Genomic DNA, 13,740 nt, shown 5'->3' with positions numbered 1-13,740 from the left:
TCTGGCAAATTAAACTTTGCCGACGAATCAAAGCCGCTGAATTCAGCGGCTTTTCAACATCAGAAATCCGTTACTGCTTATTTATTAATTTCCTGGAAGATTTTGTCAAATACCGCGCCATCCTTGAAGAACGTGTCCTGCGCGGCTTTCCAGCCGCCGAAGTCTTTATCGATGGTCACCAGTTTCACCGGCGCGAACTGACCTTTAAACTCTTCGGCAATCTTTTCATTGCGCGGACGATAGAAGTTTTTGCCGATAATCCGTTGCGCTTCGTCGCTGTACAAGTATTGCAGATAGGCTTCCGCCTGTTTGCGCGTGCCTTTACGCTCGACCACTTTGTCAACCACCGCCACCGGGGGTTCGGCCAGAATGGACAGCGACGGCGTCACGATTTCCAACTGATCGCCGCCCTGCTCTTTCAAAGAGAGGTAGGCTTCGTTTTCCCAGGCCAGCAGCACATCGCCCAGTTGGCGCTGCACAAAGCTAATCGTCGAACCGCGGGCGCCGGTATCCAGAACCGGAGCATTGCGATACAGATCGGTGACAAACTTCAGCGCCGTTTCATCATTACCGCCGGGTTGCGCTTTGGCATAAGCCCAGGCCGCCAGGAAGTTCCAGCGTGCGCCGCCGGAGGTTTTCGGGTTTGGCGTAATCACTTCAATACCCGGTTTGACCAGATCGCCCCAATCCTTAATTTGCTTCGGATTGCCTTTTCTCACCAGGAAAACGATGGTGGAAGTATAAGGCGTACTGTTGTCAGGCAAGCGCGCCTGCCACTTCGGATCGATAATTTGCTGATTCAGATTAAGCGCATCGATATCGCCGGCCAGCGCCAGCGTTACCACATCGGCCTGTAAGCCGTCGATAACGGAACGAGCCTGTTTACCCGATCCGCCATGCGAATTTTTGATCGAAACATCCTCGCCGGTGGTCTCTTTCCAGTGCTTGATAAAAGCGGCGTTATATTGCTGATAAAGCTCACGGGTAGGATCATAAGATACATTCAGTAACTCGGTTGCCGCGGAAGCGACGCCGGAAAAGAGCAGCGTCGCGGTCGCAAGAGATAGTCCCAGACGGCGTATTGACATCATTATCACTCCCTAAAATTGAACTGTATTTTTAACTGTCGTTTTTCAAGTTATAGCAATATCGGCTTCCCTTCCGCCTCAGGACAACGGCTTAATGCATTATCATTTCTGATGTATTGCATCAACCGATGCCCAAAGGTGGCAGCGAATACCCGCCATGAAAATAACGATGGATGTGACTGATTAGCGCAGCTTACACAGGCATCAGGCCAACAACATAGGGGTGACAATAGAGGATATGGGAAAGGGGCAAAAATACTGTTTCGCGATAATTTATACCCTCGCGTTATATTGTTTATGGATATGTAATAGTTTTCAATCTAAGTAAATAATACCGGCCAGAACGGCGTTTCCACGGCCTCATACCGCGCCAGCGTGGTCGACAGCTACTTTTCCTCATCCAGTTGCAGAGCGATATACAACAGCAGACGGTCGTCGAAATTGCCCAAATCCAGCCCGGTGAGCTCGGAAATGCGGTTAAGGCGATATTCCAGCGTATTGCGATGAATAAATAAGGCTTTTGCCGTTGCGCCAGGCTGCACGTTATGACGAAACCAGGCGCCTAGCGTGCGGCGCAACAGACCATTGCCGTCCATCGCCGTCAGTCTGGTTAACGGACGCGCCAGTTCGTTCGCCTGCCAGCCGCCTCGCAGGCTATCCAGCAATACCGGCAACATTAAATCCTGATAATAGTAACAGCGCTGAGCAGGCATACGCTGCTTGCCGACGCTCATGGTCGTGCGGGCGGTGCGATAGGAACGGGCAATGCTGCCGGGACCGGAGAAATAGTTCCCCAACGCCAGACGAACACGCAACCGGCTGCTTTCCGCCATGCGGGACAGCAGGGTGTCCACGCGCCGGCGATGTTCTTCCGCATCCCAGCGCCCGTGGCTGTTGAGTGCGGGCTTCAACACCACCATTTCCGTCAGGGACACAATGGCGATCAGGTTGTCGCGCTCCGGCGTCGTCAATAGCGTTTGCAACTGTTGAAGTTCGGCCATCGCGCTGTCTACGCCTAGCTGTCCGCTATCAACCTCAATCACGGCCACGACGCGCGGTTTATTAAGATCGATACCTAAACGTTGCGCCCACTCCATCAACGCGGGTGACAGCTCATCCGTTCGCAACAGGTTAAGCACCAGTTCTTCACGCAGGCGACTATCCTGCGCCAGGATATGCAGCAATCTTGCCTGCTCAAGCATCATTTCCGCCGTCATGCAGACCAGTTCGCCATACTGGCGTAACTGTCCTGGATTACCGGTCAAACCAATCACCCCGACGATATCGCCGTCAATGCGCAATGGCAGATTGATGCCGGGACGAACGCCATGTAAATGCCGCGCAACCGCGTCATCGATATCAACCACCCGTCCCTGAGATAACGCCAGTAAAGCGCCTTCATGCAATTCACCCAATCGCGCCCGATCGCCGCTGCCGATGATCTTGCCGCTTGCATCCATCACGTTGATATTACTATCAATAATTTGCATGGTCCGCGCGACAATATCCTGTGCCATTTGGGCATTGAGATGATACGACGCCATTTTTACCTCGAAGAGGAACATTGACAATCGCACCAGCATAGCGCCGCGCCGGGCGTCGCACATTGTGCAAATCAACAAAGAATCGCGGATTCACCTGAAACTGTGGGAACTCTCACAAAATACAGGCGGAAGGAGAAAGGAAAGGCATAGCCGGGTATCACGATACCCGGCGGAGGTTGATGACAAAGTGCGTTGAGCGTTGAGAATGGATAGATCGTAAAGACGCTGCGAGTACATCCCTGTAAGCTCGAACCGCGCGAATAGGAATCTCATCCCTGAGATTCCCCCTTGCAGGGCCGTCGCAAGCGACGTTCAAAGGCGTTCCCAACGCCTTTGTCCCTGGCGCGGACGCTTTACTCTTCTATACCATTCTCACCGTTCCGATTCGGCAGAGACTGTTGAGGGTTATTGCATCAGCAGATAAATATTACTTTCACCGCGGCGGATACTCAGCGCCAGCACCGCCGGCTTGCTATCCAGAATTTTACGCAGCTCGCCGAGATTCTGAACCGGTTGCTGATTCACACCCAGGATAATGTCATCCTTTTTCAAGCCGATTTTCGCCGCCGCCGAGCCGGCTTTCACGTTATCGACTTTGACGCCTTTCTGACCATCGATCTGGGTATTGCTCAATTCGGCGCCTTCGATGCCGGAATACAGGTTACCCGATGCGACCTGAGCCTGAGTGCTTTGCTGCAACGTGACCGTCACCGTAACGGGTTTGCCGTCGCGCAGCAGCCCCAGCGACAGCTTGCTGCCGACCGGCAGCGAACCGACCTGCGCCCGCAATGCCGCGAAACTGCTTATCGCCTTGCCGTTTAGCGACACAATGACGTCGCCGGCTTTAATACCGGCTTCAGCCGCGGCTGATTTCGGTTGAACCTGGCTGACGAACGCGCCGCGCTGCGCATCGACTTTCATCGCCTGCGCCAGGTCTGAATTCAGCTCCGTCCCGGTAATGCCCAGTTCACCGCGTTTTACTTCACCAAACTCGACAATCTGGGCAACCAGACTTTTCACCATATTGCTGGGGATGGCAAAACCGATACCGATATTGCCGCCGTCAGGCGCCAGGATCGCGGTATTTAAACCAATCAATTCGCCATTCAGGTTGACCAGCGCCCCGCCGGAATTACCGCGGTTGATGGCGGCGTCGGTTTGTATGAAGTTTTCATAATTTTCGATATTCAACCCGCTGCGCCCCAGCGCCGATACGATCCCGGAGGTCGCCGTTTCGCCCAGGCCATATGGGTTGCCGATCGCGACAGTGTAATCCCCTACGCGCAGTTGATCGGAGTCGGCCAATTGGATCGCCGTCAGATTTTTAAAGCTTTGCAACTGCACCAGCGCAACATCGGAGCGAGGATCTTTACCGATCACTTTGGCGTCATATTTACGGCCGTCATTGAGACGAACCTGAATTTTATCCGCATTGTCCACCACATGGTTATTCGTTACCACGTAGCCTTTTTCCGCATTGATGATTACGCCGGCGCCCAATGCCTGAAAGGCCTGCTGGCGGGATGGCTGCCCGTCGCCGTCATCTCCGCCCTGACACATGGGGGATTCCTGAAACGGCGAGCCGTCCTGACAGAATGGCGAGTCTTCGCCAAAAAACGGCTGCAACTGCTGCGGGATCTTTTCCCTGGCGACGCTGGCATGCCCTTCTACAGAGATACTCACCACCGACGGCATGACTTTTTCCAGCATCGGAGCCAGACTGGGCAGTTGATTGGATGAAGATAAGGAAGGGGTCGGCTCCGCCGCATTCGCGCCAAGCGATCCCATCGCCATTGCGAGACTTAATGTCAGCGCACTTAGAACCAATGATTTTCTTTTCATGGGAATAGGTCTCACAGTAATCAACAGGCAAGCTCTCACCGCCTTTATACCCTTCATCGCGCAAGATGCGGGGTAGATGCAGAGGTGTGCTGTATAAGATAAATATGGATCAACTTGGTTCATTAATGGAAGACGCTGAACCGTAAGAAAATATTGGCGCTCTTTACAAAAGTTATTATTCCGCCGCCATCAGTCGGCGATATTCGTCATAGGCATAAAGATCGGTCATGCCGCTGATATAATCCTGTAGCAAACGCGCGCGGAAATAATATTCGCGAATTTCCCGCTCTTCATATGATAAGTGCCGCAGATTCTCCACGGCTTCGCGGTAAGCCATGCAATGTTTGCTGGATAATTTATGAAACAGCCGGGTTTCAATCGGATAGCGTTTGTGCGTTTCCTCGTTGACCAACTGACTGAAATCCTGATACGACATATCCAGCAGCGGGCTATAAATCTCCAGCAACCCGCGGATAACCCGGTAGCCCTGAAGCTCCAGTTGTTCCACTTCATGGTGATTAAAGACGTGTTTCAAGGCGACGTTTTTAAATATTTTCAATAATCGATTCTGCGCGCTTTCATCCTCCAGCAGCGCCTGATTAAACGCCCCCGAATAAATATCCGGCAGGTTATCGATAAAACGCTGGGAAGCATGCGGCACCAGCGTGGCGACCGTATTCACCCGCAGATTCATAAAAAACTGATCGTTGATGCTGCGCCAGCGGTGACGATTTCGGGTCTCATAGGATTTTCCCACCGTTTCGCTGAATAAATCCCCCGGCTGAACGTCGCCCCAGGAATGACGCAAATGCTCATAGAGCTGTTCGATGGTGAGAATATCTTTCTCGACGGCATCTTCCAAATCGGCGATGCAGTAAGAAATATCATCCGCCGCCTCCATAATATAAGTCAGCGGATGGCGATGGAATTCCCCCATCGACAGCTCTTCGCGCAGCTTGGTGACGAAGGCTTCCTCCGCCAGATAATAGCCTGGCTTTTTCATCAGATAAGAAAATTCCGGCGGCGGAGTTTCGCACCGGTACGCGGGCCTGGTGTATTTCAATATGCAGCCGACCTGGCCGTAGGTCAGATTCAGCTTAAGCAAGGTATGCACCAGGCGAATGGCCTGCGCGTTGCCTTCGAAATGACTTAAATCCTGCCGAATACGCCGCCGCAGTTCATTGAGGCCATCCTCCCGGCAACGTAAAAAACCGACCCGGCATTTATCTTCGCGTGCGTCATCCGTGACCGCATGCGCGACGTCCATTAACTGTCCGAACCAGTTATTGATCGCCGACTCGCCGAAATGACCAAATGGCGGGTTACCGATGTCATGCATCAAACACGCCATCTCCACCATGCTTTCAAACGGGGTTTGTAGTTGGGCGAGTCCCAGCGCCTCCAACCGATTGTCGCGCTTGAGGCGTTCGAGTATATCCTTGACGATGTAGCGGCCGACCTGTTGCACCTCCATGGAGTGGGTCAGACGAGAGCGCACCGCGGCATTGCGTTCCAACGGAAAAACCTGGGTTTTTTGCTGCAAGCGGCGAATGGCGGCGGAGTTGATAATACGTCCGCGATCGCTCTCGAACTGACGAACAATGGCATATTCATCTTTAGCCGCAATCGGACGACTGAGCGGACGCTGAAAACTCATCTTTTTCGCGAAATCGATATCAGACATAGGACTCCCCATTTAGTGCCGCCGCATCGCCATCTAACCCCGTAAGCCATGATAGACTAGCGGACGCTATACTCGTGCTATTTATAACAAAATTTGTGGGGAATACTATGAAAGTCGGCATTATCGGAGCTATGGAACAAGAAGTTACCCTGCTTCGCGATCGTATCGAAAACCGTCAGACCATACAGCGCGCAGGTTGCGAAATTTACACCGGTCGGTTAAACGGCGTTGATGTCGCCCTATTGAAATCCGGCATTGGCAAAGTCTCTGCCGCGCTGGGCACCACATTATTGCTGGAGCACTGCCGCCCGGACGTGGTGATCAACACCGGTTCGGCCGGCGGATTGGCCGCAACGCTGAAGGTCGGCGATATCGTCGTTTCCGATGAAGTGCGCTATCACGACGCCGACGTCACCGCTTTTGGTTATGAACCCGGCCAGATGGCGGGCTGCCCGGCCGCCTTCACCGCGGACGAAGGGTTGATTACGTTGGCCCAGGACGCCATCGCCAAGCTAGATTTGAACGCGGTGCGCGGTCTGATCGTCAGCGGCGACGCGTTTATCAATGGCGCGGAACCGCTGGCCCGCATCCGTAAAACCTTCCCTCAGGCCATCGCGGTAGAAATGGAAGCCACGGCGATTGCCCATGTTTGCCATCAATTCGCCGTCCCTTTCGTCATCGTGCGGGCGATTTCCGATGTCGCCGACCAGGAATCTCATCTGAGCTTTGACGAATTTCTGGTTGTCGCCGCCCGGCAATCCACCCGCATGGTAGAGACCATGTTACAGGCGCTGGCTGAACGTCGGTAACGCCACAATGCAATTGCGGATTCATTCTCTGTTCGGGCTTCTGCTGTTTTTCACCATCGCCGCGGCAAACGCGCTGCCGCAGCGCGTGATCAGTCTGGCGCCGCACGCCACCGAACTGGCCTACGCCGCCGGGATGGGAACCCAGTTGGCGGCGGTCAGCAGTTGGTCAGACTATCCCCCGGAAGCCCGAAAACTGGAGCAGGTCGCCTCCTGGCAGGGAATTAACCTTGAGCGGATCCTGACGCTGAAACCCGATCTTATTCTGGCCTGGCGTGAAGGCAATCCGCAAAGACCGCTGGAGCAACTCGCCAATTTTGGTATTCCCGTGGTCTATCTGGATGCCAAAACGCTCGATGATATTCCCGCAATGCTGAAGACGCTGGCGCAATACAGTTCGCATCCTGAACAAGCGGAGCAGAACGCCGCCGCATTGCGCCGGCAACTGGCGGAATTGCAGAGCCGCTACGCCGATAATCATCCTCTGCGGGTTTTCATGCAGTTTGGCGCCCACCCGCTGTTTACGTCGGCGAAAGGCACGTTGCAAAGTCAGGTTGTTTCGTTGTGCGGCGCGCAGAATATTTTCAGCGACAGCACGGTTCCCTGGCCGCAGGTCAGCCGGGAACAGGTCTTAATGCGCAAACCACAGGCTATTATCATCAGCGGTTCCGCTGATGATATCGCCGCTACGCAGGCCTTCTGGCAACCGCAATTATCCGTTCCGACGATCGCGGTGAATGAAGATTGGTTTAATCGCAGCGGGCCGCGCTTACTGCTGGCCGCGCAACAGATATGCCGGCAATTGGCCGAACTGAAAAAAAATGATTAGCAGAGTCATCATCAGCCGGGCTTAGGCAACAAAAAACCCGTGACGCGATGCGGACTCACGGGTTTTGCTTTTTTGCCGGCTGAAGCCGAATCAGATACTGAAAGAAGAACCGCAGCCGCAGGTCGTTTTGGCATTCGGGTTGCTCACGATAAAACGCGAGCCTTCCAGACCTTCGGTATAGTCGACCGAACCGCCGACCAGATATTGCAGGCTCATCGGGTCGACCACCAGCGCGACGCCCTGCTTTTCAATGGTCATATCCCCTTCGTTGATCTGATCATCAAACGTAAAACCATACTGGAAGCCGCTGCAACCGCCGCCGGTAATATAAACCCGCAGTTTCAGATCCGGATTTTCTTCATCAGCAATCAGGAGTTTCACCTTGTTCGCCGCTGCATCGGTAAATTGCAGGGGCAATGCCACTTCGTCGCTCATACTTTTACTCCCAACCTACATTCTTATCGGGTGATACGTTATTCACTCAATTATACGCTTATTATTCAATAGCGGGTTAAAACGTGCAAGATTTGACGTCAGTCAGCGCGTGACGCCGCGTATTAAGCCTTGTTCCCGCCGCAATCCGCCGCGCTTGCCGTCGAACCGCGGCGTTGTATTTTCAGTCCGTATCGCCGCACAACGATTTTCATAACCGCGGCCAGTTGATTAGAATGACCTTACTTTCCACGACAAACGTAAAGTCAGGATCCTTTAATGAACAAATCTGAAAGTCTGTACGCCGCGGCACAGCAACTTATTCCGGGCGGCGTCAATTCGCCGGTTCGCGCATTTAACGGCGTGGGCGGCGTGCCGCTGTTTATCGAACGGGCGGACGGAGCCTATCTTTACGATGCCGATGGCAAATCCTATATCGATTACGTGGGTTCCTGGGGACCGATGATATTGGGACACAACCACCCCGCCATTCGTCAGGCGGTCATCGCCGCCGCCGAGCGCGGGTTAAGTTTTGGCGCTCCGACGGAAATGGAAGTGCGGATGGCGCGGCTGGTGACCTCGCTGGTGCCGACCATGGATATGGTGCGTATGGTCAACTCCGGCACCGAAGCGACCATGAGCGCCATCCGTCTGGCGCGAGGTTTTACCGGACGCGACAAAATCATCAAATTCGAAGGCTGTTATCACGGACATGCCGACTGCCTGCTGGTGAAAGCCGGCTCCGGCGCGCTGACGCTGGGGCAGCCCAACTCGCCGGGCGTACCGGCGGATTTCGCCCGCCATACGCTGACCTGCACCTATAACGATCTGGCTTCCGTGCGCGCCGCCTTTGAACAATATCCGCAGGACATCGCCACGGTTATCGTCGAACCCGTGGCCGGGAATATGAACTGCGTGCCGCCGCTGCCGGACTTTCTGCCGGGGCTGCGCGCGCTGTGCGACGAGTTCGGCGCGCTGCTGATTATCGACGAAGTGATGACCGGTTTTCGCGTCGCGCTGGCCGGCGCGCAGGCGCACTACGGCGTGGCGCCGGATTTGACCTGTCTGGGGAAAATCATCGGCGGCGGCATGCCGGTGGGCGCCTTCGGCGGCCGGCGCGACGTGATGCAGGCGCTGGCCCCCACCGGGCCGGTTTATCAGGCGGGAACCCTGTCCGGCAACCCGATAGCCATGGCGGCGGGTTTCGCCTGCCTGAGCGAAGTCGCCAAACCCGGCGTGCATCAAAAACTGACCGCACTGACGGAACAACTGGCGGCGGGTCTGTCCGCGGCGGCGCAGGCGGCGAATATTCCGCTGGTGGTCAATCAGGCCGGCGGGATGTTCGGGCTATTTTTCACCGATGCCGAGCGCGTCACCTGTTATCAGGAGGTGATGACCAGCGACGTAGAGCGCTTCAAGCGCTTCTTCCATCTGATGCTGGAGGAAGGGATCTACCTGGCGCCTTCCGCCTTTGAAGCCGGCTTTATGTCGCTGGCGCACAGCCCGCAGGATATTGAACGCACGATAGAAGCCGCGCATCGTTCTTTTGCGCGGCTGTAATCAAATGGCAGGCCCGGTTGTCCTCACTCCGTGGGGCTTTATCGGGCCTGCCGGCGCAGCAGATAAACGAAATACGGCGCGCCGATAAAGGTCGCCAGCAGCCCGGCCGGAATCTGGTTCGGGAACAGCAACATTCTCCCGCACCAGTCGGCCGACACCATCAGCCCCCCGCCAAGCAGCGCGGAAGCGCAGATCTGCGGCATGATACGGCTGAACCCCATCATGCGCGCCAGATGCGGCGCCATCAGTCCCACAAAGCTCATCGGCCCGACGATTAACGTCGCCGCGGCGGTCAGTACCGAGGCCAATAACAGCACCAGCAGACGCACCGGGGTAACCGCCACCCCAAGCGAGCGGGCGGTGGCGGCGCCTAACGGCAAAATGCGTAGCCAGCGCTGACACAGCGGGACTATCAACAGCAGCGATACGGCGATAACCACGGATCGCACGGCATCCGGCCCTTCCACGTTATAGGTCGACCCGGACAGCCAGGTAAGCACGCTCGCCACCCGCGGATCGCCGCTGGCCAACAGCAACGTAATCACCGTGGCGAACACCATGCTCAGGGCGATACCGGCCAGCAGCATGCGCTGGGTGGAAAAGCCGCCGCGCCCGGCAATCATCACCATCGCCAGCAGCGCCGCCGCGGCGCCGGCGCTGCCGGCCGGGATCAGCCACGCAAAGGCGTCGCCGGGTACGAAAAACAGCAGAATGATGACGCCGAAGGAGGCGCCGGAGCTGATCCCCAGCACTTCCGGGCTGCCCATCGGGTTGCCGGTCAGTTTCTGTATCAGCGTGCCGGCCACCGCCAGCATCACCCCGGCGGCCAGTGCCGCCAGCACGCGCGGCCAGCGCCACGGCAATAGCTGCGTTAACTGATCGCCGCCGCTCCAGTGCCACCCCTGCGCGTTTTTTCCCAGCGTCAGCGCGATTAACGCCACGGCGATCAACAGCGCGCCGCCCGCCAGCATCCACCATCCCCACCGGCGTCGCTCCGTCTCCCGTATTCCGCCCGGCTCCATCATCGAAGGCTGTCCGCCGGTGCGCAAACGCGGCAACAGCCACAGCAGCAGCGGCGCGCCAATCACCGCCGTCGCCGCGCCGGTCGGCACTTCGCGCCATACGCCGCTCAACCAGATGACGAGTTGATCGGTCACGCCCAGCAATAAGGCGCCGAGCAACGGGGCCAGCCAGAGCCGATGCAGTAAACGCCTGGCGCCCAGCATTTTGGCCAGCAGCGGGGCAAAAAGGCCGATAAAACCGATAATGCCGGCCGCATTGACCAACTGAGCGCTAAGGAAAATAGCCAGTCCGAGAGCGCCCAGCCGCGCCAGCGATATGCCCAGCCCCAGATTGCCGGCGACGGCGTCGTCCAGTCCCAGCAGGGTTAGCGGACGCAGCAGCAGCAACGCCAGGCAGAAACAGAGCAACAGACGCGGAAAGATAAAGCTCACGTTACTCCAGTCCTGCTGATTCAGCACTCCGCTGCTCCACAGGAACATATTCTGTAGCTGGTCATGATAAAACAGCGCCAGCAGTTGGTTGAGCGCGCCGCAGTAAAAGCTCACCACCAGCCCGGCCAGAATCAGCGTAACCGGCGACAGGCGTCTTCCCCAGGCGACGCCGAACACCAGCGCGCCAACCGCCAACGCGCCGATCATCGCCGCTATTTGCTGCATAAACACGCCGCCGGGCAGCGCCGCCAGCGTGACGGCCGTCACCCCCAACTGCGCCCCGGTGGCGATGCCCAACGTCGAGGATTCCGCCAGCGGATTGCGCAAAACCTGTTGAAACAGCACCCCGCTCAGCCCCAGCCCGGCGCCCACCAGCAGCGCCAGCGCCATACGCGGCAGCAGACTATAGTGAAACAGCAGTTGGCGAATATCCTCGGAGGAAGGCCGCCATAATCCCTGCCACCACTGCGCCGCGGGCAGTTGCCGCAACAAATTGTAACCGCCCAACAGCAGTAGCGCCGTCAGCAAAAAACCGATCGGCAACACGGGCGACAGCCGGTTTCTAGTTAACGTCACGCCGCGCCTCCAGAGCCTGTTCCAGCAGACGGCAGAAGCGCATGGCCGACAGCGTGGCGCCATACAGCCAGACCGGGGGTACCCGCTGCAAGCGGCGTTCACGCACGAACGACATCGCCTGCCACAGCGGGCTGTCCGCCAACTGCGCCATCACGGCGTCGTCGCCGTGACCGAAGCAGAGGGCGTGGGCGCCTTCAATCCCGGCCAGACGTTCAATGCCGACAATGGTGCTTCCCCAGAAACTGGTTTCGCCGCGCCAGGCGTTTTCTATCCCGACTTCATCCATTACTTCCTGAAACAGGCTGTTTTCGCCGATCACCACCGCGTGACGCAGATCCAGCAGGGTAAACAGCAGCAACGGACGACGGGTATAAGGCTGTAAACGCGTTTTTGCCTGCTGCATAAATTCGGCGAACTGGCGTAAATGCCGGTGCGCCGCCTCGGGCATGCCCAGCGCCTCCGCCAGCTTCTCCAACGAGGGCTTGGCCAACGCCAGCGGCTTGCCGCTTCCATCGTTAAAACCGAACCCCATGGACGGCGCGATACGGACGAGTTTCTCCGCCGACGGGCCGTAACCTTCGGAATGCAGGATCAGCGAGGGGCGCAGTTCGGCCAGCAGTTCCAGATTCGGTTCGGTACGAAAACCGACATCAATCACCCCCGGCGGCAGTTCGGGTTCCGCCACCCACAAGCGGTAATTATGGATATCCGCGACGCCCATCGGCGCAATCCCCAGCGCCATCAGCATTTCAACCTGCCGCCACTCCAGCGCCACGATGCGGCGGGGGTCGGGATAGGCCGCGGCGCGGCCGGCGGCGGAATAAAGAAGCGGGGAGAGCGCCAGCGCGGTCAGCAGGCGGCGGCGCACAATATCGGCGCTACGGCCGGACGATAATGGATAAGACATAGTCAGCAAACGAAACTTACCGGCGCGCCGCCGCCGGGATGAGGCAATATTCCCATGGGAATCCCATAAATACTTTCCAGCACCGGACCTTGCATCAGCGCCAGAGGCTCGCCTTGCGCAATCATTTCGCCGCCGCGCAGCGCCACCAGATAATCGCAATAACGCGCCGCCATATTGATGTCGTGCAACACGGCGATCACCGTCAGCCCCCGTTGCCGGCTCATCCGCTGGATCAACGCCAGCACCTCGACCTGATGCGCGATATCCAGCGCCGACGTCGGCTCGTCCAACAGCAGACAACGGCTATCCTGCGCCACGGTCATCGCCAGCCAGGCCCGCTGCCGCTCGCCGCCGGACAGGCTATCCACCAGACGATTGGCGAAGGACTTCAACCCTACCAGCCTAATCGCCTCGTCGACCTTTTCCCGATCGGCGCCGCCGAAACGCCCCAGAGCGCCGTGCCACGGATAGCGCCCGATGGCGACCAGTTCGCGCACGGTCATGCCTTCCGCCGCGGGCAGTTGTTGCGGCAGGTAGGCCACCTGACGGGCAAAGGCTTTACTGTCCCAGCGTTCGAGGGAACGTTCGCCCAGCCACACCGAACCGCCGCTGGCCGGCTGGTGGCGGCCAAGAATTTTCAGCAGTGTGGATTTGCCGGAGCCATTGTGTCCGATCAGACCGCAGACTTTCCCCACGGGAAAAGTCAGGGTCAGCGGACGCAGCAGCATACGGTCGGCAATAGAAAAGCTGACATCGTCCAGCCTGAAGGTGGTATCGGGCAGTGCATGTTGGTTTTGCATAACGTTTTGGATTTCACCGCCGGCCTGAAATCAAGGCGGCTAATGGTTATCAAACTAAAGGACAATGATAATAATTATTATAAAGATTGCATAATAGGCGTAACGGAATGCGCTCCGCAAGGAATTTACACGGCAGGAAATCAAAGAAGGAGACGCCGAAACGCCAGAAACAAAGCGGAAAGCCCCCCGGCGACGCGCTGTCTCTTATACACAAATGC

At 57.0% G+C, this 13,740-nt stretch carries 11 protein-coding genes; 3 read left to right on the top strand and 8 right to left on the bottom strand.

Going from position 1 to position 13,740, the window contains the following annotated elements; translation table 11 throughout:
- Positions 1–77: 77 nt before the first annotated feature.
- The 4 genes from ABRZ28_RS18135 to dgt all read right to left on the bottom strand — a co-directional run bounded on the left by ABRZ28_RS18135 (position 78) and on the right by dgt (position 6,158).
- Positions 78–1,088: a sulfate ABC transporter substrate-binding protein gene (locus ABRZ28_RS18135; protein WP_319604386.1), complete on the bottom strand. Its 1,011-nt coding sequence runs from the start codon at positions 1,086–1,088 to the stop codon at positions 78–80.
- 386 nt (positions 1,089–1,474) lie between these two features.
- Complete coding sequence (locus tag ABRZ28_RS18130) at positions 1,475–2,632, bottom strand: CdaR family transcriptional regulator (protein ID WP_319604329.1); 1,158 nt, start codon at positions 2,630–2,632, stop codon at positions 1,475–1,477.
- Positions 2,633–3,037: 405 nt separating this feature from the next.
- Entirely contained in the window at positions 3,038–4,474 is a 1,437-nt protein-coding gene (gene degP, locus ABRZ28_RS18125) for a serine endoprotease DegP (RefSeq protein ID WP_319604330.1), read from the bottom strand.
- Between the two features lie 175 nt (positions 4,475–4,649).
- Positions 4,650–6,158, bottom strand: coding sequence for a dGTPase (dgt, locus tag ABRZ28_RS18120; RefSeq protein WP_330521061.1), 1,509 nt, complete (start codon positions 6,156–6,158; stop codon positions 4,650–4,652).
- A gap of 107 nt (positions 6,159–6,265) precedes the next feature.
- Between dgt and mtnN the strand changes: the two genes are divergently transcribed.
- Together mtnN and btuF are read left to right on the top strand one after the other, a co-directional pair.
- Complete coding sequence (gene mtnN / locus ABRZ28_RS18115) at positions 6,266–6,967, top strand: 5'-methylthioadenosine/S-adenosylhomocysteine nucleosidase (protein ID WP_319604332.1); 702 nt, start codon at positions 6,266–6,268, stop codon at positions 6,965–6,967.
- Between the two features lie 7 nt (positions 6,968–6,974).
- Entirely contained in the window at positions 6,975–7,793 is an 819-nt protein-coding gene (btuF, locus tag ABRZ28_RS18110; RefSeq protein WP_330521060.1) for a vitamin B12 ABC transporter substrate-binding protein BtuF, read from the top strand.
- Positions 7,794–7,883: 90 nt separating this feature from the next.
- Here btuF and erpA read toward each other — a convergent pair whose 3' ends face one another.
- A complete protein-coding gene (erpA, locus tag ABRZ28_RS18105) occupies positions 7,884–8,228 on the bottom strand; it encodes an iron-sulfur cluster insertion protein ErpA (RefSeq protein WP_319604334.1) in 345 nt (114 codons plus the stop codon).
- A 276-nt stretch (positions 8,229–8,504) separates the two neighbouring features.
- Here erpA and hemL point away from each other — a divergent pair, with 276 nt between their 5' ends.
- Positions 8,505–9,785: a glutamate-1-semialdehyde 2,1-aminomutase gene (gene hemL / locus ABRZ28_RS18100; RefSeq protein WP_330521059.1), complete on the top strand. Its 1,281-nt coding sequence runs from the start codon at positions 8,505–8,507 to the stop codon at positions 9,783–9,785.
- A 38-nt stretch (positions 9,786–9,823) separates the two neighbouring features.
- On the opposite strand, the gene fhuB is transcribed toward hemL, so the two are convergent.
- The 3 genes from fhuB to fhuC are packed head-to-tail and all read right to left on the bottom strand — an operon-like array spanning position 9,824 to position 13,522.
- Positions 9,824–11,815 carry a Fe(3+)-hydroxamate ABC transporter permease FhuB gene (fhuB, locus tag ABRZ28_RS18095; RefSeq protein WP_442878718.1) on the bottom strand — a complete coding sequence of 664 codons (1,992 nt, stop codon included), beginning with the start codon at positions 11,813–11,815 and terminating at the stop codon, positions 9,824–9,826.
- Positions 11,802–12,722, bottom strand: coding sequence for a Fe(3+)-hydroxamate ABC transporter substrate-binding protein FhuD (gene fhuD, locus ABRZ28_RS18090; RefSeq protein ID WP_319604336.1), 921 nt, complete (start codon positions 12,720–12,722; stop codon positions 11,802–11,804). The genes fhuB and fhuD overlap by 14 nt, the downstream gene beginning before the upstream one ends.
- Before the next feature lie 2 nt (positions 12,723–12,724).
- Positions 12,725–13,522 carry a Fe3+-hydroxamate ABC transporter ATP-binding protein FhuC gene (gene fhuC / locus ABRZ28_RS18085; protein ID WP_330521058.1) on the bottom strand — a complete coding sequence of 266 codons (798 nt, stop codon included), beginning with the start codon at positions 13,520–13,522 and terminating at the stop codon, positions 12,725–12,727.
- Between the last annotated feature and the right edge of the window lie 218 nt (positions 13,523–13,740).

The sequence above is a fragment of the Brenneria sp. g21c3 genome, assembly GCF_040240345.1.
Classification (GTDB): domain Bacteria; phylum Pseudomonadota; class Gammaproteobacteria; order Enterobacterales; family Enterobacteriaceae; genus Brenneria.
Note: the sequence above shows the minus strand (reverse complement) of the source record. Positions and strands in the feature narration are given on the sequence as shown.